Source organism: Streptococcus sp. oral taxon 061, assembly GCF_964211575.1.
Lineage (GTDB): Bacteria > Bacillota > Bacilli > Lactobacillales > Streptococcaceae > Streptococcus.
The window spans coordinates 87,480-113,751 of sequence record NZ_CAXOQQ010000005.1 but is presented as its reverse complement, the minus strand read 5'-3'; the positions used below and the strand labels follow the sequence as shown (position 1 = coordinate 113,751).

The window sequence follows — 26,272 nt, the reverse complement described above, 5'->3', positions numbered from 1 at the left end:
ACATGAGGTGCTTTTCTAATGACATTTTAAAAGAGATTATTAAAAAAATAGGAGATCAAATAAGTGAAAAAAACGCTCTTGGCAAGTGCCATCACGCTTTCATTTCTAGGATTTACAACAAATCCAGCTTTTGCTGAAGAAAAACACCTACAAACTACTACAGCAGAAACGACACAAGAAACTACAACTACAGAAAAAGAAAAAAAGAGCACACCTTCAACCAAGGAAACTCTTCCTTCAACAGAGGCAAGTTCAAGCCTGCCTACAACATCTACTACAACTACAACTACAACTCCAAGTACAAGTTCAGACAAAAAGGAAGAGACAAAAGCTCCAGAAGTCAAGAAAAATGGTTGGGTATTTGAAGAGAATATCTGGCGCTTCTATGAAGCAAACAAACCTGCTCTCAATTGGAAAAAAATTCACGGCAAATGGTACTATTTCGATAAAAATGGAACCATGCTTGATAATACTATTTTCGATGGATACATTCTAACTTCTAGCGGTGCTATGGTTGATAGCGGCTGGGGTAAAATCAAAGATAATTGGTATTATGCAAAGCCATCTGGTAAAATCTCTCAGCAAAAATGGGAAAAAGTTGGTGGTGTATGGTACTACTTTGACAAAGACGGTATCATGCTTAGCAACACCATTTTTGATGGTTATATCTTTACCAATAGTGGGGCTATGGCTGAGAGCGCTTGGGTCAAACAAGATGGTAAATGGTACTATGCCCAAACTTCTGGCAAATTAAGTAAAAATAAGTGGGATAAAATTGGTGGTACTTGGTACTACTTTAATAAGGATGCCGCTATGGCAAGTAACCAATGGCAAGGTAGCTACTACCTAAAGGCTAGCGGTGCCATGGCTGAAAGAGAATGGATTTTCGATAATAACTACAATAGTTGGTTCTATTTAAAATCAGGTGGTGTCTATGCTGCGCGTGAATGGATTGGCTCCTACTACCTCAAGTCCGGTGGTTACATGGCTAAGAGTGAATGGATTGATGACAGCTATTACAATGCCCGTTACTATGTGGATGAAAATGGTGTCTATGTAACAGGAACTCGTAAAATCAACGGAAAAACACAGCAATTCCAAAGTAATGGGAAATGGATTGGCGAAATTCCTGTAAGTCGTGGATTTGAAAAAGGAAAATACACGAAGACTGTTTTCTTAGATCCAGGACACGGTGGTAGAGATCCTGGTGCTGTTTACTATAACACGAATGAAAAAGACCTCACTATGCAAGTTTACAAGAAACTTCGCAAGGAACTCGAGGGGCTTGGTTATACCGTTCTTTCTTCGAGAGATAGTGATGTCTATGTCGACTTTATCACTGAACGTTCAAAAATGGTGAATAGTACAAACTCAGATATTTTCATTAGTATCCACTTTAATGCTAGTGGCAACCCTGCTTCTAATCGTTCTGGAATTCAGACCTATTCTTACGAAGACGCTCCGGGCTATCGCGCTAAGATTAATCCTTACTGGCATAACCATCCTGATCGCATCAGTGAAAGTAATCGCCTTGCTGCTGATATCCACTCTTCACTCCTAGCTGAAACAGGTGCTAAGGATGCTGGCCTCCTCCAAAGTAGCTTTGCTGTTCTTCGAGAAACAGATAAACCAGCAGTTCTCCTAGAGCTTGGTTATATGGACAATTTCAACGAAAACCAACAAATTCGTAGTGATGCTTACCAAAATAGATTGGTGGCAGGTATTGTCAAAGGTATTCAAAAATATTACGCAGGCAAATAAAGAAAAAGCCTCGAGGAATCTCGAGGCTTTTTTGTATTATGCTTCTTTCTTATTAGCGTCAGGAAAGAGAAATCCAATCCCCACACAAGCCAGAACACCAGCACCGATTACCAACCCACTTGAAAGTGGCAAAATATCAAGAATAGCATTTGCAATAATAAAAGCAATAATCAAGCACATGAGACTAGCTTTATAATCTTTTTTCACTAGATTCTCAAGAGTAAAGAATAGAAATAGACCTACTGGAAAGAGTGCCCAGATGTTAACATCCAAACTTGGCCATCCAACTAAACCAAAATACAAAACTGCTGCTGCAACGACTAAAAATCCGATACCTACTACTTTTTTCATGATATAACCTCATTTTCTATTTTGTTAGGAAGTTTAATCCCCCCTTGACAATTACTACTATAACAGAAATAAAAAAAGCAAACAATAGGTTTTGCCTATCTGGTAGTCCTGATAGACTATGTGGTCAGAATTTTATAAAAGAAAAAGGAATTAAGTAACCAAACGCTACTTAATTCCTTGAAATTGTCTCATCACCTCTATTAACCTTTAAATTTTGATAGACTCTATTTTCTAATCAATATGACCAATATTGTCAAGACTAACCCTTTCAATCAATTCATTACTTACCTAAACTAAGTCCATTCATAAATCCAAAAAGGGTATCAATATCAAAGCAAACTAACTAATTGAGTTAAAAATGACTATTTTCACAAAACTGTTTCATTATCACACTAGCTAATCTCAGTACATAAACCAATTTTTTATCTATAGCTTTTGTCCTAATCTTGATCTTTTTTCTTCAATCCAAGGAGTGATCCTACTATAAACAATATTCCAGCAATGAATGGTGTAAGAACTGCTCTAACTGTTCCAGTTTTTGGCAACCTATCAGAATTGTTAGTAGTTGATTTACTATCGATATCGGTATGTTTATTAGCTATGCTCTCTTGTTCATTAAGATAAACTTCCTTCTTATTTTCAAAGTTTTTATCATTTTTACCAGAAACAATACTGTTGACATCATTAGTTGAATCAGGTTGTGTTTTTTCTTTCTTTTTCGATACATCAAAAGTAGGTTTATTTTCCTCCTCCTTTTTCTCCTCTATTTTCTTGAATACAGGTTTTATAAGGGTATCTTTTGACACATTAATAACATAACCAGCATCTTTTTTACCTTCGAAACCAGAAATTTCCCAGCCATCAAATTGATATCCTTTTTCTAATTCACCCTCATAGACAGGTAAAATGAAATCTTCTTCCGACACTATCTTAGAACTCATTTCTTTTCCATTTTGAATGGTCACAGTCACCGTATGAGGTTTTAATTCGCTTACCTCTCCCGTATCCTTGTTTAAAATGAATTCTTTTACGGTCGTATTTCTTGCGAAATCTTTTACAACAATCTTAATGTTTAGTGTCTTATCTGTTAGTTGTTTAATATCATCAAATGATTTATATTCTTTTCCATTTACATAAATATGTTTGTCTTGAATCTCACCATCGAATCCATTATTTCTTTTATCATTGATGTTAAAGACAACAGATTTTCCGTCAGCATATTCAATACTAGTATTTCCCTTAGGATCAATGTTTACTTCTGGTTTAACATTATCATATAAAAATTGATAGTGTACTCCAACCGCTTTCGCATTCAAATCGCTATAGCCAGTTTTAAGATAAACATTTCCATCCATATCTGTTACCTTATCTGGAAATCCGTTTGCTTTATAGTCTTTCATTCCCCAGTCCATGATGTCACCGTCTTTAACATTAAGCTTAATGTTAAAATCTCTAGTGTTATCAATGTGTAAATCTCCGTAGATTAAATAATTATCTACAACCGATTCATTCACTCGCAACTCCCAGTTAAAACCACCCTTATCAGAAATCTTACCTCTTAAATAAAATTCTGGATTTCGTACATAAATTTTATTAGATTTAGATGGATTAAAGTAGTTCTTGTCCATTGAAAGATTTACTGGTTTTGCATCAATAAATAACGTAGAACCATCTTCTTTTATAGCTTCTACATTGGATTTATCCTCCCCAGTGTACTCTTTACCATCCTTACCAAATAATACAAGTTTAGAAGAATCTGTTACAAGATTTCCATCTTTATCGATTGCCTCCCCTTTATCGTTCATTTTAAAGGTAAACACTTGATATTTTACAATGTTAAAGCCGTCCAAAGCCGACATTAATACGGATTGAGTACTTCTTCCATCTTCAACATTTCTACTATCAGCATAAATTATTTTTTCTGAAAGGACTCTTAGATTAGGATTGGCCTTTTGTATTTTTGCTATATCTTCCTGGCTATAGACTCCATTTCCTTCTAACATATCCGTTTTTCCAGGATTATAGGTAGTCACTTTTAGTGCATAGCCTTTTCTTAGAATGATGTTATCCTTTAACAGATATTGTTGTTTTTCTGAATCAGAATAGATTTTACCAGATTCCATTTCAGTTAAATTGTTTGGTTTGTTTTTTGAAAGATCTCCTTCTCCTAATTCTATTACATTCCCATAACTTGATGCATAGGGATATTCTGTTTTAGTTTCCTTATTTTTTTCAGGCATTCTAATTTTAGTTTCAGCTTTTATCTGATCATCATCTTTAACAAAGAATCTCATATCTCCTGCAAAAGCTAATCCATCCACAATATCATTAATATTAGCGTATAAATCAAATGTCATCGTTTTTGAGTGGGAATCATACTTGGTCGTTTTGATTTCTATAGATTTATAATTATTTCCATAATATACCTTGGCATTTTTAGAAACATTACTGATCTTTCCAAGAATTTCAAAGTGTCCATCTTTAGACGGGCTTAGAACACCATAAATTTTTGATTTTATTTCGTCAAGTTTTTCAGTTTCATATTCTAAGGCACTACCATCGTCATAAGCAATGATATTTCCCTTATCATCGTATTTATAATCGTATTCCTCTGTTCTCTTACCAGTTTCACTTGTAAAGTCATCAACTTCTCTAAATTTCTTTTTAATGAGTTTCTTTAAGTCTTTACTTTCAAACTCTCTAATTGTTGAAATCGTTTTATGAATAGTCAAGCTAGATTTTTCTTCGATAGACTCTTCATTGTCTTGATGATTTTCTTCCTCAGTTGTATCTTTTTTAAGACTATCCTCTTTTCTATTTTCTAAATTTTTAAATTTAGATTCGGCAATCTCGCCAAGCTTTTGGTATTTAGATGAATCCTGATCAGGATCTACTAGATAATAGGAAATCATCCCCTTTTCATCAGCATGATCAGCAAATTTAATTCTATGAATCTTTGTGAAATTGCTAGAGCCATCTAGTGCAATGACTTCAATGATTTTTCCTCTTAAATCTCCCGCACCATTAATTTCATAAATGGTATTTCCATCTTTGTCAAGTTTTCTGTTTCTTCCTTGACCCTCACCTGCATAAGTTACTTCAAGATTTTTCTCAACCTCTCCGTCTTCATTAACCAGAGCGGCGCCAGCATACCAAACTTCGTTTGCAATCTCGTCAAATTTTTCAGGATGTTCTTTTTGATCTCTCGCAAATAGCGTTTCATTCTTATACTGATCTTTTACCTTGTGATAAGTATCCTTTGTAATCAGCTTAATTTTTTCAGGATTTGAAAAATCAATTGAAACAATCTTAGGAGCTGTGTTATCAATTTTTACAGGAATATAGGAAACCTGCCATGGATAATCTTTAGTTAATCTATATTTAAATTTATAGAAATATTGACCTTCCGCAATCGGTTCAAATTGACCTCTTATCCTAGTAGCAGGATCTTGGTTATCCTTACTTTCAGGTGCATTTTCTTCTCTACCTCTAGGGTTATAAATGAGTCCATCCCACTTCAAGTCACCCCAAACTTTTAGCTTAGAAGATTTGATTCCCTTTGCATCATTTCTCTTAGAGTTTAAAATTCCTTTAATAAAGTGTTCTCTCGAAATGACTTTTAAGTCGATTTGATTTTCTCCCTCTTTATTTGTATTTACTATTGAAATCAATCCTTCTTCTGCACTTCTTAATACAAGTGGAGAAGGTGTTAATCCTCTCTCAAGTTGAGCATCTTGAGGATTTCCATTTGAATCTAAAGGATAAATTTTAGCAATATTAGAACCACTTGATGATGGTGCGTTGATCCCTTCGTTATTGAAAGCAAATAATTCTGGATTTTGATCTAGGGATGTTGTATTTTTATCTTTTCTATTTTGTATAACTCCTGCTGGATTAAATTTATCTATACCATGTTCTCCACCAATTCCCTTATTTAAGGTTCCTGGAATTTTTGGTTTACCATCATCATCATAACCTTCCATTGTTTTTGATTTTGATCCTTCTTCCCAAGCCCATTTATCAAGGATTGGTTCGTGGTTCCAATTCCCAGCAAATCCCATTAGAGGCATCGATAAAGAAGGTTGGAAATTTGTTTTCTTCCCGTTGGAGTTTAGAGCTTCTATTTCTTCCACTGACTCAAAATGAATAAATGATTCTACAAATTTATTTTTGTTTTTAGCCTCTCCAACATTTATAACCGCATTTAAATCAAAGCTAGAATTTGCTCCTATGGTAATAGTGTCATGCTCAAATGTAATATTTGCTCCTTTGATTTTTTCTGGATGGATTTCTGGAACAATTTGCTTCCCATCTGGAGATTTTTCGTCTTTATATGTTTCATCGAGTTTTAGTCTGTCAGTTAGAGCATCTGTAGTTATAGCAGATGCTGAAACTTTAAAGGTCAAAGGTCTGTTTGATGTATTGTGAAGCTTAATTGTAAAGTATTTTTTATCTCCTTTTATTTCTTTAAGAGAAATAGAACCATAAGAGTTTACCAAACCTTTAGAATCCGTGTTTTTGAAAGTCGCTACAACCTCATTTCTCAAAGCATTGGCAACATTAATTAGACCTGCTCCCTGTTGTCTAGGTGATGCAAAGTATTGACTTTTTTCTTTCCAAGAAGTCGCATCCATCATAGGCCGTGCAGTATTTTGTAGGGCTATTTTTGTAAGACTTGTAAGGTCTATTTTGTCATCTCCCTTAAGATTTTTCAATACAGGTCTTTCAAGCATTTCCTTTAACTTTGGTCTAATCAAAACAGTAGAAGCTGCCACGATTGGAGTTGCCATACTAGTCCCTGACATATAACCATAAGTTGATTTCCCATTAATGACATTGAGAGTGGATTTAATATTTTTACCTGGTGCTGAGACATCAGGTTTTAAAAGCAAATCTGTTCTCGGTCCCCAAGATGTGGATCCTGCTGGAACTATAACATCTTCTTTATACAATTCTTTGTCTGTGTCAGGTGCAAACTTAAAGTCAATTTCTTTTTCGTCACCTACATTCGGTTTATTAGAATTATAGCCGGCCATATCAATTGGATAGTATTGATCCAATTTATCTTTGAAATCTTCCTTACTATTTCGTTTAACCTCAGTTTTTTTATCAGGATTAATCATGTTCCATAGCTTTACACCATCATCTCCTGAAATTGAAAATACTTGACTTTTAGTCCCTTCATCCGCTTCATATCCCATGGCTGGAAGCTCTGTCCAATTATCTCTATTGTAGTAATTGACAGTATTTACAACCATAATGGCGCGTGCGCCCTTATCCGTTGCTCTTTTAAAAGCATCTTTTAAATCCTTGGTATAAATTCGATCCATTACTGCAATTTTGCCCTTAAGATCCAATCCTATCAAATCTTGGTCTTGACCTTTACCTATATATACAAATTTCAATTTACTAGGAGCTTTTGAACCGTCTTCATTTGTTGTGATTTTATTCTTATCGAAAAAGGCCCCTATATTTCTGTATTTAAAATTTTCTCCACCTATGTTGACTTTATCAAACTCAACTGTCTGATTTTTAGCAGAAGCGACCGCTATCGCATCTTCATGTGCTGCAGTTCGTGTTACATTTCCAGTGTCGGTCATTTTCAGATTATTATTTGCCACCAAATCCCATGAAGAACTTGAAGCAGAAGTTGCATAGTTACCCGTAGCTACAACCATTGGAATGCCTGCTTTTCTTAACGCCCTAATAGCTTGCCAATATTTCTCACCTACAAGGCCCGTTCCTGTAAAGCCAGATGATACTGAAACAACATCGACATTGTGTTTGATTGAATCTTCAATAGCATGAAACATTGTTTCATCCCCTGCGAACCCAGATCCTGCGTCAGAGTACATTTTATAAGAGAAGATCTGTGCATTAGGAGCAATTCCATCTATTCCGTTAAAGTTTTTAATATCTTTTTCAGTATCATTTCCCGCAAGAATCCCTGCAATATGCATCCCATGTGGATCAAAATAATCGCTTCCATCATCAGCTTTTTCTACAGTGATTTTACCACCATTATAATAATTGAAAGCATGAGGGATTTTATCACTCAACCAGAAATTTTTATCAGTACCTTTTAAGTCTTCTTTTTTGAATCTCATTGAGCCTTTAGCATCATCATCAATTCTCATGGCCTTATGCCTATAATCTGTCCCGGTATCGATATTTGAAATGACCATACCTCTACCATCAAAATTTTTACCAAATGGAGCATTGATAGACTTTAGGTAATCAATTGCCTCTTCAACTCCAATTTCCTTTCTAGCATGATTCATCATTGGCTGGACTTTTTGTGATCGTTCAACCGATGAGATACCTTCTATTAGTTTAATTTTGTCCAGATTATCTGGGGTTGTTTCAATAGCACTACCGTTAAAAATCCTATCATAAGTATATAAAACTTTTGTATCCTTAAGATTGGATAATTCCTTGATTGCTTTTTCTCCAGATGCTTTATCTTTAAATTCAGCAATATAGACAAGTTTATCCTCTTTTTTGGGACTTTCTGGGTCTTTACTTGCAGACGAGTCCGCTTTATCTCCTTGAGATTGATTGGAATCTTCTTTGATTGTTGCTTCTTCATTGCTAGTTTTATTATCTATCTCAGGATTTTTACTAACAACTTCTTTTTCCTCAATAATTGTTGTTTTCTTCTCTTCAGTATCCTTTGAAGTTTCTATAGCATTAGGAATATTTTCATGTTTTTCTTTATTTTCTGTTTCCTTCTCTACTACTACTTTTTCTTTATCAGAGATATTTAAAGCATCTTCAGAGTTAGATGTATCTGCTAAGACTACCTCATTAGGGACATATGCTGCTAAAATAACTGCAGCTGCAGTTAGTGACAATACTGTACTTTTTTTCATTTTAATTCCTTACATATTTATTTAACTTCCAATAGATAGAAAACTTTAACTTTGCTAGCCTTTGTTATAAAAAGTTTTACTAAGTATTATCTAGGAAATAGAGTAGTACATTTATATATAATTGTTAGCTCTCTGAAAAATAGTATATCAATTAAAAAAATTTAAGTCAAGAGAAATTAACTCGGGTTAATTTTTTTTTTAATCCATGTTAACAAATGATCTAATCGATAAATATTATAGTTAACTGGGTACAATATAGACTCATTCCTACCATCAAAAATATTATCAATCAACTGGAATAACTACCAAAATCGCAAAAAGTGGTATGGATAGAATTTATGTCTTCATAAACATGCAAAAACAACCGCAATAATTTTCAACGGTTGTTTGTAACATACTTAATTTTTAAATCTCATCCTATATTATCTCTTACGATCCCGCACTTTCGTAGGCATCTAAGCCCTTGTCCCATAGTTTCAAAGAAATGACAAAGAAGACAAGGGAAATCAGAATCAAACCACCAATATTAAAGAGTCCATCCTTGTCCTGCAAGAAATAGCTGGCAGGATAGTAGGCTGTAAAGGCGAAAGGTACAATAAAGCTAATTAACCAACGAAGGAGCGAATTGTAAATAGAAATCGGGTACTTGGCAAAATCATTAAACATATAGAAAATGTAAATCATGGCACCTGACTGCTTGGTCCAAAAAGCGATGCTGGCTGTCGCGATTTTTAAGGAAGTATAGATCAAGGTCGCAAAAGGAATACAAACTAGAAAAATCAGGAATTTTGGAAGAGTCCAAGCAATGCTAGTCGCCGTTGTCGCTAGTAAAATTCCACCGACCAAAAGTTCACCCAAGGCATCAATCTGAAAGGTCTCAACGAGGATGTGAAAGAGAGGATTGATAGGACGAGTCAGATACTTGTCAAACTCCCCTTTTCGAACTAGTCGTTGACCTAAAGCCCAGAGATTGTCAAAAAAGAGATGGTCCAGTCCCTTGGGAATCAAGGAAAATCCATAGATAAAGGCGATTTCTTGAAAAGTCCAGCCTTCTAGCGAGGGGATGTGTTGAAAGAGCACATTGAGAAACAAGAGGTTCAGGCCTTGAGTCAGAAAAACTCCCAGCACACCAACCACAAAATCTACCTTGTATTCCATGATTTGTTTGATGTATTGTCTGATAAAAATGAGATGCATGCGTTGATATTTTTTCATCCTAACCTCCCTGAATGGTGATAAATGACTGGACTCGTTTCCAAATCAACTGAGACAAGCCCACCATCACTATAAGCCAGAAAAACTGAAGCAAAAGTGCTTGAAGAATCTGACTGGCATCGTATTTCCCAACAATAATCATGACCGGAGTGTAAATTAAGGATGAGAAAGGCAATAAGGACAGAATATCTGAAACGATTTTCGGAAAGAAAGCCAAGGGAATTAAACTTCCAGACATAAAGGCCACTATTGAAGTCTTGAGTAGGTTGGAACCCCATAGATTTTTAAACACAAAAGCTGAAAATCCAAAGCAGATATTAAAGAAAAAGTTAATCAGATAAGCCAGAGTTAAGCTAAAGAGATAAAGGACAGTTAATCCCAGCACTTCTACAATACCTTGCCCAGATAAGATTTTCATCAAAACAATGACACTTAAAAATGGCAGTCCAACAGAGATAAAAATCAACCACTTGGAGCCAAGTTCGGTAAAGAGGTAAGAGGCCGCAAAATGCACTGGTCGCAACAAACGCATGATAATGGAACCATCCTTGACCTCCTCCCCAATCATAAAGGAGCTATCCGACCTGGTCAACAGATTGGTCACAAAACTCATGATGATGTAGAAAGTGATATCTGCCATACTGAAGCCCTGAATCAAGGACTCTTGCGAAGAATCAAAGACAGCCTTCCAGAGATAAAAGGCCACAAAAACCCCCATGACATCACCAATCCGATAGAGAATAAAGTTGACTCGATAGGTAATCAATTCCTGAATCCCCGCATTGATAAAGGGTTTATAACGTCTCCACAATTTGACCATCCTAGAGCTCCTTTCGATAGAAGCGACGGATAATATCTTCAATATCCGTATCTACCATCTTCAAATCACGGACTTCAAAATCAGATAGGATTTGCTTGATAATATCAGCTGACTGGTAGCGGGAACTATTGAATTCAATAGTCAGGTTGTTTCCTTGTCTATCAATGGACATATCAGACAAGCCTTCATAATGGGAGACTAGATGACTTTGACCTGGCGTCAACTCAAAGGAGAGAGTCTTCATCTTGCCAAAGGTTTCCTTGAGCTGGCTAACCGTCCCATCAAAAATCTCTTGCCCCTTATCAATCATAAAAATCCGATCACAGAGTTGCTCAATATCACTCAAATCATGAGTAGTCAAGAGAATAGTTGTCTCTTCCTCCTGATTGATCTGAGTGATAGCGCGTCGAATATTATCCTTGACCGACACATCCAAACCAATAGTCGGCTCATCTAAAAAGAGAACCTTGGGATTGTGAAGCAAGGAAGCCGCAATATCCGCCCTCATCCGTTGACCTAGTGAAAGAGTCCGCACAGGATCCTTGATAAATTCCTTCAAATCCAAAACTTCATTCAAAAAGTCCATGCGCTTATGGAAAAGCGAGTCTGGCACATCGTAAATCTCCTTCAAGACCGTGTAGGTCTCTTGCAGTGCCAAATCCCACCATAGCTGGGTACGTTGTCCGAAAACGACTCCAATATCCTTGACATAATCTTGGCGATTATCCTGGGGAATCTTGCCGTTAATCCGACAATAGCCAGATGTCGGCTTTAAAATCCCTGTCAGCATTTTGATGGTTGTCGACTTCCCAGCACCATTTGCCCCGATAAATCCTAAAATCTGCCCTTTTGGAACTTCAAAGGTTAAATCCTTGACCGCTTCAAAGGTCTGCTTTTCAGGATGAATAAAGGAGCGCAAAGCTCCCTTCAAACCAGGTTCCTTCACAGTCTTCACAAAATTTTTCTGAAGATGTTGCACTTCTATCATTGCCATATCTATCTCCCTTTAGTAAGAAACAACATTGTATTTTTGAATACAAATATTCTAAATCCTTACTTTCTACACCTTCTCAATATTATTACAGAAGGATTTATACCAACCTATTATAATCCAATAAAAAAAGGAATGCAAGCGTTTGCTTATAAATTATGAAATTAGAGATTTCTCTCTTAAAATAATACTTTTGAATCAGAAATTCTGGTTTAATAGTTCCTTAAAACACCAAAAAACCTGCCCCTACTGGCAGGTTTTTTGTTAAGAAAAAGAATTTTTTAATTGAAAAAATTAACGATACTACTGTTAATCCTTCAGCATTTAATTATTGTCATCAGTCTAAAATTTAAATGATCTCTAAACCATCAATGACTCTTTAAAAAATCTTCAATCTGAGAAACTATTTCATGACTTTGATAATGATAAAGTTCGTGAGGCACATCCATATAGATGACTTGAACATTAGACTGGTCACTAGAAAATTTCTCTGCATAATGCTGCCATTCTGATTGGCTAAAGGTCGTGCCTTCACCGTTAGAAACCAGTAATAAGGTGGGAATTTTCGGATTGATGCTAGAGGGAACTTTCTTGGCATTTTCCTTTACCAAACGGGATTCATGAAGCATGGCTTGTGACATTAACTCCTTATATGCTAGTAATTTATATTGTTGTCGTTCAGTTTCAGTCAGAGTTGGATTTTTTATATAAAAGGACTCAGGGAAATAGCGTAATAAACCAATCTTACTGCTCCAATAAGCCACAGTAAGCAAGGCCTGATTATCCTTTAAATCCTCATAACTTGCTGGTAATGCCCAATCCAGACCAACCAAGGCTTTCACTTCATCAGGATACTTTTCCTGCCAAGCAAGGCTCTCAAGACTAGCCATTGAATGAGACAGAATGATAAAAGGACCTGTTACATTTGCTTGTGATAGAGCTTGACGTGTCTCAGACAAAACTTCTATCACATCTCTGGATTGATTACTATCCTCGCTATAACCATAGCCAGCCCGCTCCACGATGACTACCTTATATTTTTTTGATAGGGAATCTGTTAGATTCTTAAAGTCTAATATAGGTGAAGCAATTCCAGCACCTGATAGAACTACTATTGTCTCTGGACCATCCCCCTCAACGTAAACATTGATTTTGTGCCCATTAACGAGAACAGTTTTACCCATAGGAGTTAGAGAGGCTTGTTCCTTTTCTAAACTAATACAGTGAAAGATAAATGTCCCTACTAAAAACAAGATAAGGAAACTAAGAAAGACAAGGGCTGATTTTTTCAGTATTTTCATAGCATTATTGTACAAAAATTAGACTCTTTTAGCAACTTAAGTTTAAGAATTTTCCTGTATAATCTGTCTATATCCAGAAACAAAAAAACCACCCTCAGGGGCAGGTTTCTGTTTTGTATGGTTAAGCTAGATTAAGCTTTACCTTCTGAACCGAATACGTCGATACGTTCTTCAACTTTAACATTCACTTAAAACTAATCCATACACTCACCTTTTTCATTAACTCTATACTCATCTATAGTAGTATTAACTGCGAGCTCTCCTGATGAATATGAATAGTACCATTTTTCTCCAACTTGATACCAACCGGTTGCCATCGAACCATTGTCATTTAAGTAATACCAAGCTCCATCGTCTTGAATCCATCCTGTTGCCATTGCCCCATTATCTTTTAAATAATACCAGACATCTTTGTCTTTAAGCCATCCGGTTGCCATAGTTCCATCATCGTTTAGATAATACCAATTGTCATTATCTTGAATCCAACCCGTTGCTAAAGAACTACTATTATTCAGATAATACCAAGCTCCATCATATTGATTCCAACCTGAATCGGATGAGTTCTCACTACCATTTAATACCTGAATTGCATCTATAATTTCTCTCAATTCAACTTTTTTTCTGTCTTTGATAACAGATTGAACTTGACTCTCAACAAACTCTTTTGCGTAATTTCTACTTCCCTCTTTTCTCTGGAACATATCTTTTAATAAATCTTCTAAACGTTCATTAAAAACCCCTTCTTGAATTTTATTAAATTCTTCCTGAGACAAAGAAATTACCATTACGAGATTAATAAATTCTTCTTTTAATTGAGCAAACATTTCCACACGATCATCTTCTATGAATTGATCCACAATTAATTTAGCACCAAAACTTCCTGCAATACCCCCAATAATCGCACCTGCAAATGCACCTATTGGTCCAGCAATTACGCCACCAGCTGCACCTGCACCAGCTCCTGCAAGCATCCCACCACCAGCAACCGCTACATTTTTTAAGAGTTGTTGTGAGGAAATTCTTCCTACTAGTGCAGCAAAGAGGTCTGGTGTGATAATAAGTGCAAACGATATCACGGGTGCAGCTCGTCTTGCAACCACATCAGCCGTAACTTTTTTTCCAAAATAATGACTAATTTGATTTGTAAATCTTTTTGCAAGCTGCTGTGACCCAACATAGATAAGAGTTCCCATAGCTAAAGTTTGTAATCCGGCTTCACCTGCCATTAATGCAGCTTTCTTAGTTTCAACACCTGACCATTTAGCTTGAGCAAAAACAATTACAAAACTTATACTTACCCCCGGTAGAGAATTAACTGCTCCATCAATTGCATCAATTTTAATCGAGGTCAAATTACCTGCTTTACCTATCAAATTTGCTTCATTAAAGGTAATATGACCTTTTCTGATGATATTTTTTGCCTCAGCTGGGTTTGTTACTCCTTCAACTTTGCCTTGTCTAATTTTTTCTCCAAATATTTCTAGCGCTCTATCATATTGATCCTTAGGGACCTCCAGTTGCATATCTTTATATTTGTACATTCCATTATTACTAGAATCGAATGCCGCATTTACACTCTGCCTTGCATCTTGATAATACTTGGTTTGAATTTTTTGATTCCCAACTCTTCTATCAGCTCCATTTAATTCATTTCCTTGTCCTACCAGTTTCACTTTTTTAAAGGGATATCTTAGTTTATCAATTGTGTTATTGGCATACTCAGCCGCAAAGCCATGTCCTCCCTTATCATTGTTAACAATACGATTTAATTGAATATCTTTAAATACTGTACGAGTTTTTAAAAAAAACCAAGAAACAACACCTATCTGAGTGCCTTTTACAAAATTAGTTGAATTAATATTTTTTTTACCAATTTTTAACAACTGTGAATTTAAATTTTCTACTTGTAAATCATTAGTATATCCAGAAGCAATTAATTCATTGAATTCTCTCAAAGTATAAATTAGATTTTTTGGAGAATTCAATGGTTTGATAATGCCATATGGATAGTAAAATACTAAATTATCATTTTCGTCAACTGATACTTTCCATAAATTTGAAAAAGGGAAAAACTGTACATTACATTCTTCTTGATCTTTTATTTGAACTTTTTCAAAAATACCATACTGTGTCAGAAGTAAACCATACTCTTTAAACTCTTCTTCTTTTAAACTTCTAACTGGAGAATAACCAAAAAATTCAAATTCAGTATTACAAAATTCATAGTAAAAATCTTTTTCTGAATCAATAAACCATTTTGCACGACCATAAGGAACAGCTTCTCCATAATAATCAAATGCATTCCTTGCAATTGTTCTAAAAATCTGCCTTACCTTTTCTTCGCTATGATTGTGTACGCCTTTTATTTTTCTTTTCCAGGAAAAATATTGAAAAAAACTCACTATGTTGTCTTTCATATTTAATAAAGAACCTCTCTAGTATTAACTAAACACTATAAAAATAAAATTACTTTTTCCAAAATACCGGTTAAAATCATTTGTATAAATTATCAATATTTAGTTGTAAATTAAATAAATTATAACAAAAGCATAATATAAAGTCTATATGATTTATAATAATCATTTTATGTTTAAAAATAAAATTAATCCTCTTTACTAAAATTACGAAATATATTAGAAACACAAAAAACCCACCTTCACAGGCAGGTTTCATTTTGTATTGTTCAGCTAGATTAAGCTTTACCTTCTGAACCGAATACGTCGATACGTTCTTCAACTGATGCTTGGATAGCTTTTACACCGTCAGCCAAGAATTTACGTGGGTCGAAGAGTTTCTTCTTGTCGTATTCTGCTTCGTTTGCTTCGTAGTCACGAGCAAATTTACGAGTTGCGTTAGCGAATGCGATTTGGCATTCAGTGTTAACGTTAACTTTAGCAACACCAAGTTTGATAGCTGCTTGGATTTGGTCATCAGGAATACCTGATCCACCGTGCAATACGATTGGGAAGCCTGGAAGAGCTTCTGTCAATTTTTGCAAGTGGTCAAGGTCAAGACCTTCCCAGTTTGCAGGGTAAGGACCGTGGATGTTACCAATACCAGCTGCCAAGAAGTCAATACCAGTTGCAACCATTGCTTTAGCGTCTTCGATTGGAGCCAATTCACCTTTACCGATGATTCCGTCTTCTTCACCACCGATAGTACCAACTTCAGCTTCTACTGAGATACCTTTAGCGTGTGCTTTTTCAACTACGTCTTTAGCCAATTTAAGGTTTTCTTCAACTGGAAGGTGTGAACCGTCAAACATGATTGAAGTGTAACCAACTTCGATACACTCAAGTGCATCTTCGTAGTGACCGTGGTCAAGGTGGATAGCTACTGGTACAGTGATACCCATTGATTCTACAAGGTTAGCGATCAAGTTGCGAGCAACTTTGTAACCACCCATGTATTTAGCAGCACCCATTGAAGTTTGGATCAAAACTGGAGCTTTTTTAGCTTCTGCTGCGCGCAAGATAGCTTGAGTCCACTCAAGGTTGTTTGTGTTAAATCCACCAACTGCATAACCGTTGTCACGAGCTGCTTGGACAAATTTTTCTGCTGAAACGATTGCCATTTTATCAGGCCTCCTGTATATTTTTATGGGATATCCCATTTACATTGTTCATTTTATCACTTTTTGACAAAAAAATCTAGTTTTTCCTGTAGTTTAGATTGAATTTCTTCTATCTAAAAATATGGAACTCTCCTCAAAGTCCTAATCTTACAGGTCTTTGGGTAGGTTCATATAAAAGGCTAAGTGGTCTTCATAGCGTTCAAATCGATAGTCAATTTCTTCGTTTTCCAATAAACTTTTAACTACGAATAGTCCCAAACCAGCTCCCTTACTTTGTCGACTAGAAACCGTAAAGGATTGTTCAAACTTATCTTGCTCCTCAGGAGTACAGGCGTTCTCAATGAAAACCCAGCCATCTTCTGTCCCAATTTTTAGATAACCACCTTGAACAGAGTGTTTCACAGCATTACTGATAAGATTGGAAAGAATCAGCTTTAGTACCGAAGGATTTAGATAAGTTTGTTGGTCAGTCAGTTGATTCACAACTGAAATTTCCCTCTCTTTGGCTAATAAATCATAATCCTTTAAGAGAAAATCTGTCATTTCAAGAAGGTTGATTTTTTCCTTTTTGTCTCGCAATTCCTGTACCGAAGAAAGGGATAGAATTTGCTGGACATGGTGACTTAAATCATCCACAATTCCTAGAGAAACTCCAAGGTAATGGTCTCTATCTTTATAACGTCCGATATTGGCTTGCATATTTTCCAGAAGAATCTTTAGACTAGCAAGAGGTGTCTTGAGCTCATGGGAAGCTCCTCGCAAAAACTCAACCTTCATTTTTTCTAGCTGGAGAATTGCTTCATTCTTCTCATGCAAATCTGCAATCACAGTCAAGAGATGCTGATAGAGGCTATTGATTTGCTCCTTGAGATCCCCAATCTCGTCTTTAGAATCCACGCGCAAGCGAACTTCTGCATCCAAGTCCATCATCCGCCGAGTTACTCGTTTGATTTCCAAAATCGGAGCTACAATGGTTCTCGCATAGATAAAGGCGATGAGAAGTGAAATAATGAAAGAAGCTAACAGAGTATAAGGTAGAAATTGCAGACTCATATCTTCTGCTTCTTTCTGCAAATCCATAGATGCTAAAAACTGTAAGGTCATCGTCTGACCATCCTTAGTTTGAACTTCTCTTTCCTCAATAACCAAAGAAGCTGTCTGACGTTGTCTATCCAGAGGAAGATTCTCATTGATCTCCAACTTATCCTGTGTCATCTCACCCTTGATAGATCCCTTAATATCACTGCTTTGAGAATAAAGATCAAGGACTTCCTGGATAGTTTGACTGTCTTTTCCTTGGAGGGTTTGAGCAATTTCTGTTGCCTTGAGCCCTATACTCTCCTGACGGTGACTGAGATAGGTTGATGGAAAGAGGAAATAGATGGCCAAATGCAAACAAATGACCAAGGTAGAAAATACCGAGAAGGTATAGATAAATATCTTCTTAAATAAACCTGAACGTTTCATTTTCTCTCCAATTTATAACCAACATTACGCACGGTAAGAATACAATCTAGATCCAATTTTTTCCGTAATTCCTTGATATAAACATCGATAACACGGTCAAATGGGACTTCATCTGTCGTCTTCCAAACAGCATCGATAATCTGCGACCGAGTCAAGGCACGTCCTTCATTTTTGACCAGATAGTCTAAAATTTCCAGCTCTTTTGCATTCACTGCAACTTCTTGACCAGCCACTTTGGCGCTATAGCTGTCAAAGTCTACCTCTGTGTCTCTATAGGTAAAAATACGACCAGTATCATAATAACGTTTAAAGATGGCATCCACTCGTACTTTTAACAAAGATAGAGAAAAAGGCTTTTCCAAATAACCATCTGCTAATGCAGCAAAGGCACTCATCTTATATTCTTCGTCCTGAAAGGCTGTCAACATGAGGACCGGAACTTGACTACTTTTTCGGATTTCTGACAAAACCTCTAAACCATTAAGTTTAGGCATTTGAATATCTAAGAGAACCAGAGCAACTTGATGGTTCGAAAACTGCTCTAAAGCTTCTTGACCATCTGCAGCCTGAATGGTTTCATAGCCACAATCCGTCAAATAATCACTAATTCCCTCGCGGATCATGTCTTCATCTTCTACAATTAGAATTTTCATATAAATCCTTTTCTATCAAAAATGCTACCTATATTATATCTCATTTGAATGAGAATAGGTAGCAGGTTTTTTATTCACTATCTATCAAAAGTTCTTTTGGTTGTTTAAAGAGGAGATTACTTGAAGCGAGTGCCATAACTAGTACTACTAAAACCAAACCAAGTACAAAGATGATGGCAAAGTCTGAAGGTTGAATAGAAATATCCAGACTTGAAAGAGTCTTGCTAAAGCCGTCCACTTCTGCACCACCACCAAGATTGGAGGCTTGGGCTGCCTTACTTGCCTGTTTAGCCACATCTGATGTAACATTGGCTAGTACTGTATTTCCAATAGCACGAGCTGTATAATTAGCTAGGAAGTAGGCTGAAATGAGAGCTGGAATTGCAATCATAACTGCTTCTGTGATAAATTGACCTAAAATACTTGCTTGTTTAAGACCAATTGAAAGGAGAATTCCAACCTCTTTACGACGGGCGTTAATCCATAGTGTCAGTAAGAGAGCCAGTAGAAGAACAGAGAAGCTCAAGCTACCCCAGAAGAGAAGATTAGCCATCTTGTACATGCCTGAGATAGATTGTTCGAGGGCAGGATAGTTAGATGAACTCTTAATCAAGCTATACATCTTCCAGTTGATACCGTTGATAGAGCCTAATTCTTGCATGACACTATCTAGGTTCTTATCCCCAGCTACAAAGAAGGTAGCATCTCCATAAATAGCTGTATCTTCAGTATAACCATAGAGCTGGGCAGCTGTGTGAATATCTGTGATAGCTGTATTCTCATAAAGTTCTTGTGAGTAGGTCACAGCAGATTTGTTATGTCCATCAAAAAGTCCTTTAATCGTTACTTCTACTGTTTCCTTGGCTCCTTTTTCATTATCTGCATCGTAGATATTGGAGTTCAGTTTGACCTTGTCGCCAACTTTCCAGCCATGTTTAGCAGCCAAGTCTTTATGCATGAGAATTTGGTATTTGTCATCGTTTGTTAAATGCTCACCTTCGACCAGTTTGTAAGAGCCTGATACAAACTTGTCTTCCTTAGAAGAGTCATTGACTCCTGTTATCATCAAGCTACTTCCAAAACGTTGAGCTCGATCTGGCGTTAGATTTTTCTTGGTTTCAGGCGTTTCAATCAGTTCATAGCCTGTTAAATCACCGATAGCATTGATCCGTTTGATGTAGGATTCAATGGCCTTATTCTCAGTAATTTTTTTAATATCTTCACCCTTGATATTCCCCGCACCACGTGGAGTACCTTGATTGACCCTACGGTTGATTTGCATGGAGAAACTATTGGTGATATTTTTAAAGGTTTCTTGAGAAGCCTTGGCTGTTGCTCCTTTGATTGATAAGCCGACCAAACTCAAACTAGCCATCAAGAGAATGATGAGAAAGATCACAATCGACTTGAAAAATTTTCTTGTGACATAGGCAAATGCGTTGTGTAACATAAGATTCCTTTCTAGATTTACTTCACTTATATATATTTAAAAGATTTAGTTACTATTTTTTCTTGTTTCAGTCAGTTTCTTATCCTTCAATTCAAGTGTAATATCTGACGCCTGTGCTACTTCCTTACTGTGGGTCACAACGATTACACACTTGCCTGTTTTCTCAGCAAGAGATTTGAGGAGGTCAATGATATCTCCAGCAGTCTTAGGATCTAGATTTCCAGTTGGTTCATCCGCTAAAATCACTGGTGCTTCAGATACAAGGCTACGAGCAATGGCAACCCGTTGTTGCTGCCCTCCTGATAATTGGAGAACATTCCGCTTGATCTGACTTTCATCTAAACCAAGTTCAAGTAGCGTATCCTTACTAGCCTTCTTATTAACCAAGCGGATATTTTCTAATGGAGAAAGATAATCAATCAAGTTATAGTTTTGGAAAACTAGCGAGATATGGTGCATTCGGTGATAAGAATATCCTTGTTCACGAATATCCTTGCCTTCGAATAGGATAGCACCTTCGACTGGGCTATCAAGTCCTGCTAAAAGAGACAAGAGTGTTGACTTCCCAGCTCCTGATTCTCCGATAATACTATAAAACTTACCAGGTTCAAAATCGTAATTGATTTTATATAATACTGCTTCTGCAGTGTTCTTGTAACGATAAGTAAGATCTTGTAATTGTAGTAAAGTCATGATTTCTCCTTCTTCTACTCAATGAAAATCAAAGAACAAACTAGGAAGCTAGCTGCAGGTTGCTCAAAGCACAGCTTTGAGGTTGCAGATAAAGCTGACGCAGTTTGAAGAGATTTTCGAAGAGTATTAACTAATAGATGATAAAATTTCCTTAGGTGATTTTCTAAATAAAAAGATAAAACAAAGTGCAACTGACAAGCAGCTAATCACAAGGAGAAAGACATAAGATTCTCCAAATGATAGAAGACTTGTTGTAAGATTCGTTGCCTTTGCCAGAGTATCTTGTAGTGCAGCTTGGTCACCGCTTGCTAGTACAGTCTTCAAGAGATAGGAAGTAATAGCATTCCCGGCCACAAATGCTGGCAGAATAGCTGCCAATGAAACTAGGATGACTTCCAGGCAAAATTGGCTAAAGATTGCTATTTTTCCTTTTCCTAGCGCCAATAAAATACCAACCTCGTAGACTCGCTCTCGTAACCAAAGGGACAAGACCAAGACCAGAGCTCCTACACCAGCAATCATAATGCCATAGAGGAAAATCTGTAGGAAGGTTTGGAAGGTCGAAACTGAATCCTTGATTTGTTCAAACGCCTTATTTTCCTTATCGACTTGGTAACCTTTAGTTTCCAGGGATAATTTTTCAACTTCTTGAATGATACTATCCATATCTTTTGGATTTTCTAAATAAAAACGAGCGGCGCTAACTTGAGCTTCCTTATTTCCAAGAAGAGTTTGGCTACTTTCGAAGTCTGTATAGACCGTGTTTTCACTAAAATCTGAGCTAAGACCAGTGAATTTTTCTTGCTTCTTACCTGAGAAAATACCTACGATTTCATAGTCTAGCCTTTGTCCACTATTTCCTTCAACTTGACCAGGATTTAAGCCAATCTTATCTCCTAGCTTTAGATTATTTTTATTTGCTAAATCTTCATGGATTAAGATTTTTTTGCTATCTCCTTTTTCTAAATGCCTTCCTTCTTTAAGGGTAAAGGCAGAGCTAGTAAAGGAGACATCCTTAGAGGAATCTTCTAAAGCTATCAAACTGATGAGATTTTTTTCAGCCTCTGTCAAATCATCCCTTTGAATACTTTGTTCTCCAGTAACGACTTCTTTGTCAGTCAACTTAGCTATTGTCTCAAGCTCTGGAGAAATCTCCTCAAGACCTTTTATTTTTTTAAGGTCATCTAGTTGAGACAATTGAAAAGTCTGATCTGCTTCTATTCTTTTAATAGAAAAAGACGTATTCAATGAGCGATAGAGATTATTTTCTACTGTTTTGTTGGACTTCATAAGCGTCAAACAAGCTGATATTCCTGCCAATAAAACAAATAGAATCAAGAATAATATGAGACTTCTCAGTCGTTTTCTGCTGACATAAGCCCAAGCTCTTTGAGTGGGATTCATATAGCACCTCCATATTTGTAAATCCATTATAATATTCAAATATGAAATGTTTATGAAATACCAAAAAAAGAGCAAAAATATTTTTGCTCTTTTCGATGAAAAATAAAAAGCTAGCCAAAGCTAGCTCTTTTCCTATGCGGAGAGAGGGACTTGAACCCTCACGACCTAAAGCGGTCACAGGATCCTTAGTCCTGCGCGTCTGCCAATTCCGCCATCCCCGCGTCGATTACTTTACTAGTATATCAACTTTGAAAAAAAATGTCAAGACTTTTTTCAGATTTTTTCATCTTGAAATGTATTATTCTGTAATTTCAAGCAAATTTTCATCAACCAATTTCGCACCCAGTGTACCTTTAAAATGTCCAAGTGCAAAGGCATGATTTTCAGGCCAAATGGAAGCTACTGCTGGTTTGACAACTTCTATCTGATAACCAAGATTATAAGCATCAATGGCCGTATGCAAGACACAAATATCTGTAAGAACTCCCGTCAAAATGACAGTATCCACTTTACGCTCTCTGAGACGGATATCCAAATCAGTGCCAGAAAAAGCTGAATAGTGACGCTTGTCCATCCAGAAAACACGACTATCATCAGCATGTTCCTGATAGAAGTCGGCTAACTTGCCATACAAGTTACGTCCACTAGTTCCAATGATATTGTGAGGTGGAAAGAGTTTACTTTCCGGATGAAAAACATCATTTTCTTCATGAGCATCAATCGTAAAGAAAATATAATCTCCACGGTCAAATGCTAAACGTGTCACCTTGTCTATCACTTCAGAAATTTCTTGCGCAGGAGCTCCTGCGGTTAGTTTGCCGTGATCCGCTACAAAATCTTCTGTGTAGTCAATTGAAATTAAAGCCTTAGCCATTAATAGTCCCTCTTTTTCACTTCTTCAAAAATATCTGGAATTAGAACTTTGAGGTAAGTTCCTTTCATACCAAGAGAACGACTTTCAATAATCCCTGCAGATTCAAGTTTACGAAGGGCATTAACAATTACTGAGCGTGTGATTCCGATACGATCTGCAATCACTGAAGCAGTTAATTGGCCTTCATTACCATTTAATTCAGCTAGAATAGCCGATACAGCTCTAAGTTCAGAGTAAGAAAGAGTATTAACCGCCATAGTTACAGCCGTACGACGACGAATATTTTTCTCATCTTCCTCGCGTTGGAAGTTCAAGAGTTGAATTCCTACTACTGTACTAGCAATCTCAACAAGAATCAAATCCTCATCTTCAAACTTTTTATCATTACGCCAAATGATCAAGGAACCTAAGCGAATCCCTGAGACATGAATGGGAGCAATCGTTGTCAAACCATCTGGGAAATCTGAACGACTCTCAGTTGGGAAGATTGTCAAATCATGCTCTACAGGAAGATTGGCCTCCGTATCGTAGATCATGTTTGCACCTTGTACATAATCTTCTGGGAAAGTCTTTGATTGGAAAAAGTGCTCTACTCGGTCATTATTAGTTTTGTAGCGCATAAAGTAGCCCAACAAACGACCCTTACTATTCACAATACAAGCGTTACAGTCAATAATATCTGCTAATTGACGTGTAATGGCATTATAAGGAAGCTCATCTTGTAATTGCTCCTCCGAACGCTTTAAAATTGATGTGATTTTTCTTGTTTTTTCTAATAAATGTGCCATTTTTTACCTCGCATATAATCGCTTTCATTATATCACAAAATTCTGACTACTTCAACAATTATCTGAAAATTGTTTATTGAATTGCAATTCAAGTGTATTCGAAAATTTTACCTATTTTTTATTATTTTCTTATTGACAGCATTTTATTTTTTTGATAAGATAATATTACAAGATAACAAATTTATAAATACAAACTTCTCGTATTACTTTTCATATGAATCTCGGTCTCCTTATATATAAAAGCGATCCACTTCAGTGAACCGCTTTTTTTGTTATTTATCTCCTTTGTTACGAATAACAAAGCCTGTTTTCTTCTCGCTTGAAGTATTGCGTGGTTTTTTATGATCTTTGCGGTAACGCTTTTCTTTATCAAAACGATCATTGGAGCGACCAGCCTTTCGGTAGTCATCACGACGTCCATTGCCACGGCGGTCACGATCTCTACGGTCATCTCCATGACGGCCTCCTCGACCACCCTTGCCTTTACCACCAAATCCACCACCAGATGGTTTAAATGGTAATGGTTTCTCACGCGCAATTTCAACTTCTGGAAGACTGTCTGGATCCTGAACCGTCAAGCTAAGGATATACATGGCCAATTCTTCTGGGCTGAATTCTGCAGCCAATTTACGAGCATCTTTTGCGAATTTATCAAAGTTTCCACGAATAGATTCATCCGCAAAGTCACGTTCAATTTTCTTCAGCGCAACATGCTTTTTAGCTTGGAAGGCTTCTTCTGCTGTCGCTGGTTTCAAGCCCTTCATGCGTTTCTTGGTCAAGTTTTCAATGATTTGGAGATAACCCATCTCATTTGGTGCTACGAAAGTAATCGATTGACCTGACTTACCAGCACGACCTGTACGACCGATACGGTGAACATAACTCTCAGGATCTTGAGGAATATCATAGTTGTAGACATGAGTCACGCCTGAGATGTCTAAACCACGAGCAGCAACATCTGTTGCAACGAGGACATCAAGATTGCCATTTTTGAAATCACGGAGGACACGAAGACGTTTATTTTGGTCAAGGTCTCCATGAATACCTTCTGCACGGAAACCACGGATCTTAAGACCACGAGTCAACTCATCTACACGACGTTTGGTACGACCAAATACAATCGCAAGTTCAGGTTGCTCCACGTCCATGAGACGAGTCATAGTATCAAATTTTTCTTGTTCTTTAACTCGGATATAGTACTGATCTACTAGTTCAGTTGTCAACTCTTTCGCCGCAATCTTCACATGCTCAGGTTCTTTCATGAACTGAACCCCGATGCGTTTGATAGCTTCTGGCATGGTTGCTGAAAAGAGTAAGGTTTGACGATTTTCTGGTACACGAGAGATGATTGCTTCGATGTCTTCAAGGAATCCCATGTTGAGCATTTCATCTGCTTCGTCAAGGATAAGAGTTTCAATGTCCTGTAGTTTCAAGGCCTTGCGTTTGATCAAGTCTAGGAGACGACCAGGCGTTCCAACTACGATATGAGCTCCTGATTTAAGTGCCTTGATTTGTTTTTCGATACTTGAACCACCATAAACAGAACGGACTTTTACACCCTTGCTTCGACCAAAGCGGAAAAGTTCTTCCTGACTTTGTACAGCTAGTTCACGGGTTGGTGCAATGACCAAAGCTTGAATGGTTCCTTCTTCTGTACGAATTTTTTCAAGGGTTGGCAAGCCAAAGGCTGCAGTTTTCCCTGTACCGGTTTGAGCTTGTCCGATAACATCTTTCCCTTCAAGAGCCAAAGGAATGGTTTGCTCTTGGATAGGACTTGCTTCTACAAATCCTGCTTTTTCGATTTCTGCTAACAAATCCGCAGAAAGATTAAATTCATTAAATTTCACGTTATTCTTCTTTCTAAAGATGGTGCGAAGCCATCCTATAGCGCTTAGTTTATACTTTTCTTGTCATGACGTACTTTCATATCTTTTATGAAAGACCGTGTTGCTTCTTTTCCACTAAAGAAAAAGTACTGCTTTTTTGCAACTTATCTAGTATAACACAAGACAGGGGCAAAAGATAGTCTAACCACCTGATTAAATCATGTAAACGATT

At 36.7% G+C, this 26,272-nt stretch carries 17 protein-coding genes and 1 tRNA gene; 1 reads left to right on the top strand and 17 read right to left on the bottom strand.

The window, feature by feature from the left end:
* Positions 1-63 precede the first annotated feature (63 nt).
* Positions 64-1,761, top strand: a complete 1,698-nt coding sequence (locus AB8E63_RS05370; RefSeq protein WP_368910308.1) for an N-acetylmuramoyl-L-alanine amidase — start codon at positions 64-66, stop codon at positions 1,759-1,761.
* A 36-nt stretch (positions 1,762-1,797) separates the two neighbouring features.
* Here the strand turns inward: AB8E63_RS05370 and AB8E63_RS05365 are convergent, their stop codons facing one another.
* From AB8E63_RS05365 to AB8E63_RS05285, 17 genes are all read right to left on the bottom strand, one after another.
* Positions 1,798-2,112, bottom strand: coding sequence for a hypothetical protein (locus tag AB8E63_RS05365; RefSeq protein WP_223333230.1), 315 nt, complete (start codon positions 2,110-2,112; stop codon positions 1,798-1,800).
* Between the two features lie 440 nt (positions 2,113-2,552).
* A complete protein-coding gene (locus AB8E63_RS05360; RefSeq protein WP_223333235.1) occupies positions 2,553-8,984 on the bottom strand; it encodes a S8 family serine peptidase in 6,432 nt (2,143 codons plus the stop codon).
* Positions 8,985-9,413: 429 nt separating this feature from the next.
* On the bottom strand, positions 9,414-10,199 hold the full coding sequence (locus AB8E63_RS05355; RefSeq protein ID WP_223333237.1) for an ABC transporter permease: 786 nt from the start codon (positions 10,197-10,199) through the stop codon (positions 9,414-9,416).
* A gap of 1 nt (position 10,200) precedes the next feature.
* A complete protein-coding gene (locus AB8E63_RS05350) occupies positions 10,201-11,019 on the bottom strand; it encodes an ABC-2 family transporter protein (RefSeq protein WP_223333240.1) in 819 nt (272 codons plus the stop codon).
* A gap of 1 nt (position 11,020) precedes the next feature.
* A complete protein-coding gene (locus AB8E63_RS05345) occupies positions 11,021-12,013 on the bottom strand; it encodes an ATP-binding cassette domain-containing protein (protein ID WP_368910307.1) in 993 nt (330 codons plus the stop codon).
* A gap of 365 nt (positions 12,014-12,378) precedes the next feature.
* Positions 12,379-13,311 carry an alpha/beta fold hydrolase gene (locus AB8E63_RS05340; RefSeq protein ID WP_368910306.1) on the bottom strand — a complete coding sequence of 311 codons (933 nt, stop codon included), beginning with the start codon at positions 13,309-13,311 and terminating at the stop codon, positions 12,379-12,381.
* 194 nt (positions 13,312-13,505) lie between these two features.
* Positions 13,506-15,728 (bottom strand): N-acetylmuramoyl-L-alanine amidase family protein, encoded by a 2,223-nt coding sequence (locus AB8E63_RS05335; protein ID WP_368910305.1) that lies wholly within the window; start codon positions 15,726-15,728, stop codon positions 13,506-13,508.
* Between the two features lie 275 nt (positions 15,729-16,003).
* The gene (locus AB8E63_RS05330; protein WP_016466093.1) at positions 16,004-16,885 is read right to left on the bottom strand and encodes a class II fructose-bisphosphate aldolase; all 882 of its coding nucleotides are present in this window, start codon (positions 16,883-16,885) and stop codon (positions 16,004-16,006) included.
* A 147-nt stretch (positions 16,886-17,032) separates the two neighbouring features.
* Positions 17,033-18,352: a sensor histidine kinase VncS gene (gene vncS / locus AB8E63_RS05325; RefSeq protein WP_368910304.1), complete on the bottom strand. Its 1,320-nt coding sequence runs from the start codon at positions 18,350-18,352 to the stop codon at positions 17,033-17,035.
* Positions 18,349-19,005: a response regulator transcription factor VncR gene (gene vncR / locus AB8E63_RS05320; RefSeq protein WP_368910303.1), complete on the bottom strand. Its 657-nt coding sequence runs from the start codon at positions 19,003-19,005 to the stop codon at positions 18,349-18,351. The genes vncS and vncR overlap by 4 nt, the downstream gene beginning before the upstream one ends.
* Positions 19,006-19,075: 70 nt before the next feature.
* A complete protein-coding gene (gene vex3, locus AB8E63_RS05315; protein WP_368910302.1) occupies positions 19,076-20,455 on the bottom strand; it encodes an ABC transporter permease subunit Vex3 in 1,380 nt (459 codons plus the stop codon).
* A gap of 45 nt (positions 20,456-20,500) precedes the next feature.
* Positions 20,501-21,148 carry an ABC transporter ATP-binding subunit Vex2 gene (vex2, locus tag AB8E63_RS05310; protein WP_004252438.1) on the bottom strand — a complete coding sequence of 216 codons (648 nt, stop codon included), beginning with the start codon at positions 21,146-21,148 and terminating at the stop codon, positions 20,501-20,503.
* A 126-nt stretch (positions 21,149-21,274) separates the two neighbouring features.
* Positions 21,275-22,552 (bottom strand): ABC transporter permease, encoded by a 1,278-nt coding sequence (locus tag AB8E63_RS05305; RefSeq protein WP_368910301.1) that lies wholly within the window; start codon positions 22,550-22,552, stop codon positions 21,275-21,277.
* 135 nt (positions 22,553-22,687) lie between these two features.
* Positions 22,688-22,773, bottom strand: a tRNA-Leu gene (locus tag AB8E63_RS05300).
* A gap of 77 nt (positions 22,774-22,850) precedes the next feature.
* Positions 22,851-23,426 (bottom strand): cysteine hydrolase family protein, encoded by a 576-nt coding sequence (locus AB8E63_RS05295; RefSeq protein WP_368910300.1) that lies wholly within the window; start codon positions 23,424-23,426, stop codon positions 22,851-22,853.
* Positions 23,426-24,214 carry a GTP-sensing pleiotropic transcriptional regulator CodY gene (gene codY, locus AB8E63_RS05290; protein WP_142557805.1) on the bottom strand — a complete coding sequence of 263 codons (789 nt, stop codon included), beginning with the start codon at positions 24,212-24,214 and terminating at the stop codon, positions 23,426-23,428. Before codY ends, AB8E63_RS05295 begins: the two co-directional genes overlap by 1 nt.
* A 272-nt stretch (positions 24,215-24,486) precedes the next feature.
* A complete protein-coding gene (locus tag AB8E63_RS05285; RefSeq protein ID WP_368910299.1) occupies positions 24,487-26,061 on the bottom strand; it encodes a DEAD/DEAH box helicase in 1,575 nt (524 codons plus the stop codon).
* Between the last annotated feature and the right edge of the window lie 211 nt (positions 26,062-26,272).

Coding starts and splice junctions, on each gene's coding strand:
- AB8E63_RS05365 (WP_223333230.1), bottom strand. CDS start 2,112: ATGAAAAAAGTAGTAGGTATCGGATTTTTAGTCGTTGCAGCAGCAGTT.
- AB8E63_RS05360 (WP_223333235.1), bottom strand. CDS start 8,984: ATGAAAAAAAGTACAGTATTGTCACTAACTGCAGCTGCAGTTATTTTA.
- AB8E63_RS05355 (WP_223333237.1), bottom strand. CDS start 10,199: ATGAAAAAATATCAACGCATGCATCTCATTTTTATCAGACAATACATC.
- AB8E63_RS05350 (WP_223333240.1), bottom strand. CDS start 11,019: ATGGTCAAATTGTGGAGACGTTATAAACCCTTTATCAATGCGGGGATT.
- AB8E63_RS05345 (WP_368910307.1), bottom strand. CDS start 12,013: ATGGCAATGATAGAAGTGCAACATCTTCAGAAAAATTTTGTGAAGACT.
- AB8E63_RS05340 (WP_368910306.1), bottom strand. CDS start 13,311: ATGAAAATACTGAAAAAATCAGCCCTTGTCTTTCTTAGTTTCCTTATC.
- AB8E63_RS05335 (WP_368910305.1), bottom strand. CDS start 15,728: ATGAAAGACAACATAGTGAGTTTTTTTCAATATTTTTCCTGGAAAAGA.
- AB8E63_RS05330 (WP_016466093.1), bottom strand. CDS start 16,885: ATGGCAATCGTTTCAGCAGAAAAATTTGTCCAAGCAGCTCGTGACAAC.
- vncS (WP_368910304.1), bottom strand. CDS start 18,352: ATGAAACGTTCAGGTTTATTTAAGAAGATATTTATCTATACCTTCTCG.
- vncR (WP_368910303.1), bottom strand. CDS start 19,005: ATGAAAATTCTAATTGTAGAAGATGAAGACATGATCCGCGAGGGAATT.
- vex3 (WP_368910302.1), bottom strand. CDS start 20,455: ATGTTACACAACGCATTTGCCTATGTCACAAGAAAATTTTTCAAGTCG.
- vex2 (WP_004252438.1), bottom strand. CDS start 21,148: ATGACTTTACTACAATTACAAGATCTTACTTATCGTTACAAGAACACT.
- AB8E63_RS05305 (WP_368910301.1), bottom strand. CDS start 22,552: ATGAATCCCACTCAAAGAGCTTGGGCTTATGTCAGCAGAAAACGACTG.
- AB8E63_RS05295 (WP_368910300.1), bottom strand. CDS start 23,426: ATGGCTAAGGCTTTAATTTCAATTGACTACACAGAAGATTTTGTAGCG.
- codY (WP_142557805.1), bottom strand. CDS start 24,214: ATGGCACATTTATTAGAAAAAACAAGAAAAATCACATCAATTTTAAAG.